Origin of the sequence: Hydrocoleum sp. CS-953 (assembly GCF_002260545.1) — a bacterium.
Taxonomy (GTDB): Bacteria; Cyanobacteriota; Cyanobacteriia; order Cyanobacteriales; family Microcoleaceae; genus Trichodesmium.
In genome coordinates, this window is sequence record NZ_LGSU01000501.1 from 1 (window position 1) to 3,357 (window position 3,357).

The following is a 3,357-nucleotide window of genomic DNA, read 5'->3' on the forward strand; positions in this document are numbered from 1 at the left end:
ATCTTGTTTTAAGGCTCGTTCAATATTTAGCATTCTTCTGGCCAATTTCTGCTTGAACCATTTTACCTTATTTCCCAACAACTCTATTACAGCTAATAACCTTTTTGTTACCAATGGTGCTCAAATATCTGCTAGTACCTTTGGCAATGGGGATGCAGGGAAAGTTAATATTACAGTCGAGGATACTGTAATATTTGATGGAGTATCTTCAGATGGCTTTGCCAGTGGGGCAATTAGTGGTGTTGGAGAAGGAGCAGCAGGGAATGCGGGTGGTGTGACTATTACCACTGGTTCTTTGGAAGTTACTAATGGCGCTCAAATATCTGTCATTAACCTAGGTGACGGCGATGTAGGGGGGGTCGATATTATAGCAAATAATGTAGTCTTTGATGGAGGATCTGCAAATGGTGTCAGTGGAGTATTTAGCAGAGTGGGAGCGGGAGCAGAAGGAAATGCGGGAGGTGTGAATATTACCAGTAGTTCTCTAGAAGTTACTAATGGCGCTCAAATATCTTCCACTACCCTTGGTCAAGGGAATGTAGAGAGAGTAGAAATTATAGCTGAGAATAATGTAGTATTTGCCGGGGTATCTCCAGACGGCTTCTCTAGTGCAGCAATTAGCAGAGTGGAATCAGGAGCAGAAGGGGATGCAGGAGGTGTGAATATTACCACCAATTCTCTGGAAGTTACTAATGGTGCTCAAATATCTTCCACTACCCTTGGTCAAGGAAATGCTGGCAATATCTATATTGAAACCGAATCTCAACTAACAATCAATGAAAACAGTCAAATATCATCCTTTACAGAAAGTACAGCAGATGGAGGAAATATCATCATCACTTCTCCAGAAACCATTAACTTGCAAGGTAACGGAGAAATTACAGTTGGCAGCAGTGGAGCAGGCAACCCAGGCAATATTATAACAACACTGGAACCAACTCCAACACCGGAACCAGCACCAACACCNGAACCAACACCAACACCGGAACCAACACCAACACCAACACCACCACCAGCACCAACACCAACACCAACTCCAGTACCAACACCAACACCACCACCAGCACCAACACCACCACCAGCACCAACTCCAACACCGGAGCCAACACCAACACCAGCAGCAACTCCAACACCGGAGCCAACTTCCCCCATCCCTCCTGATTTAATTCCAAAAAGTATTACCCCTAGTAATAACAACCAAACTGCCAACACCCCTACCGCTAAAGACCAAACACAAAGATCAATAAATATTACAACTGATACGCAAAAAATATTAACAACAATTGATAACGTTAATACTAATACCCTAACAGTAGCCACAAATTCAGACCAAGTAGAAACAAGAATTTTAGAAGAAAACCGGACTAACGAATATTCTAATTACCTTAAACTTGAAGAAGAAGATTTGATCCCACAATTACTCAATAAAAAAAGCGTCCGAGAAATATTAAAGGATATGGCAAATCAAACCGGAACAGAATCTGCAGTTATTTATGTTCACGCTTACCCAGAACAATTACAATTAATATTATACACTAAAAACCGTGAGCCAATTATTAAAACCATTCCCCAAGCCAAGCGAAAACAACTTATGAAAGTTGTGTTAAGACTCCGCGCACACATTACAAATCCTGCCCGTCGTTATACTAATAGCTATCTGCCACCAGCACAACAATTATATGATTGGCTCATTGCACCTATATCAGAAGAATTAGAAGCAGCAAACATCAATACCATTCTATTTAGTATGGATGAAGGTTTACGGACTTTACCCATAGCAGCATTACACGACGGCAAACAATTCCTGATCGAAAAATACAGCCTCAGCTTAATTCCCACTATCAGTTTAATGGATACTCGATACCGCAAACTTGAAAATACTCAGGTATNATGATTGGCTCATTGCACCTATATCAGAAGAATTAGAAGCAGCAAACATCAATACCATTCTATTTAGTATGGATGAAGGTTTACGGACTTTACCCATAGCAGCATTACACGACGGCAAACAATTCCTGATCGAAAAATACAGCCTCAGCTTAATTCCCACTATCAGTTTAATGGATACTCGATACCGCAAACTTGAAAATACTCAGGTATTAGCAATGGGAGCGAGTGAATTTCTAGCTCAAAATTCTTTGCCAGCAGTGCCTGTGGAGTTAGAAACTATTTCCCAAAAATTGTGGCAAGGCAGTCAATTCATCAATCAAGAATTTACCCGCAATAATTTGTTAACTCAACGGCAAAATTATCCCTATCCTATTATTCATCTAGCTACTCATGCAGAATTTTCACCTGGTTTAGCCAGTAACTCCTACATTCAGTTATGGGGTGATGAAAAAATCACCTTAGACCAAATTAGGGAGTTAGGTTGGAGTCAACCTGCGGTTGAGTTGTTGGTATTGTCAGCTTGTCGTACTGCTGTAGGAGACAGAAATGCTGAATTAGGGTTTGCAGGGTTAGCGATAGCAGCAGGAGTGAAGTCAGCTTTAGCTAGTATTTGGTATGTGAGTGATGAAGGTACATTGGGGTTAATGACAGAGTTTTATACCCACCTGAATAATGTGAAAATTAAAGCAGAGGCGCTAAGACTGGCACAGTTAGCAATGTTGCGAGGAGAGGTGGGTATTATAGAAGGGAAGTTAAGGAGAAGTGGAGCGGATAGGATACTGGTGTTACCGCCGACATTAGGAAAGTTTGGGAGTCAAAATTTTTCCCACCCCTATTATTGGGCGGGGTTTACTATGGTTGGTAGTCCTTGGTAATTAATAATGGATAATGGATAATTGATAATTGATAGTGAATAACGGATAATTAGAGCATTAGTGGTAATTAATAATGGATAATGGATAATTGATAATTGATAGTGAATAACGGATAATTAGAGCATTAGTTAGAGAGTTAGATATAGCAATCCCAAATAGGTTGTGATAAGTTTTATAATAGCCAATTTCAACTGAAAGCTTTGAAAATTCTGACTCCTGACTCCTGAGGACTGACTCCTAACTACTACCAAAATATTACAACTAAAATAGGATTGCTATAGAATCTCATGGGGCTAACTACGATAGGAAGCAATCTCAAATCCTAGTTTTTCCTACCTCATGTGTAAGTCCTGAATTACTAAGGGCATTGTTACAAAGAAATGATATAACATTATGTTTTGATAAATTTTTCCATCAAAAACTTATATAGGACTTTGTGTGACTCCTGTTTATAGAACGCATTTGGTATCTCTAGAAAATAGGTCGGAGGGATAATAAATTGATAAAAAATGGGTAATAATTGATTTGATGATTGGATGAGTGGGAGATATCTAATACACCCCATCTCCCCATCTCCCTACCTCCCCATCTC

1 protein-coding gene and 1 pseudogene are annotated in these 3,357 nt (G+C 39.8%); both read left to right on the forward strand.

Features of this window, described 5'->3' with window-relative positions:
- Window positions 1-1,591 precede the first annotated feature (1,591 nt).
- A partial coding sequence (locus AFK68_RS41045) for a CHAT domain-containing protein (RefSeq protein ID WP_246844006.1) occupies window positions 1,592-1,889 on the forward strand: 298 nt, incomplete at its 3' end.
- Window position 1,890: 1 nt separating this feature from the next.
- A pseudogene (locus AFK68_RS05175) lies at window positions 1,891-2,765 on the forward strand (CHAT domain-containing protein); the annotation flags it as partial.
- Window positions 2,766-3,357: the final 592 nt, after the last annotated feature.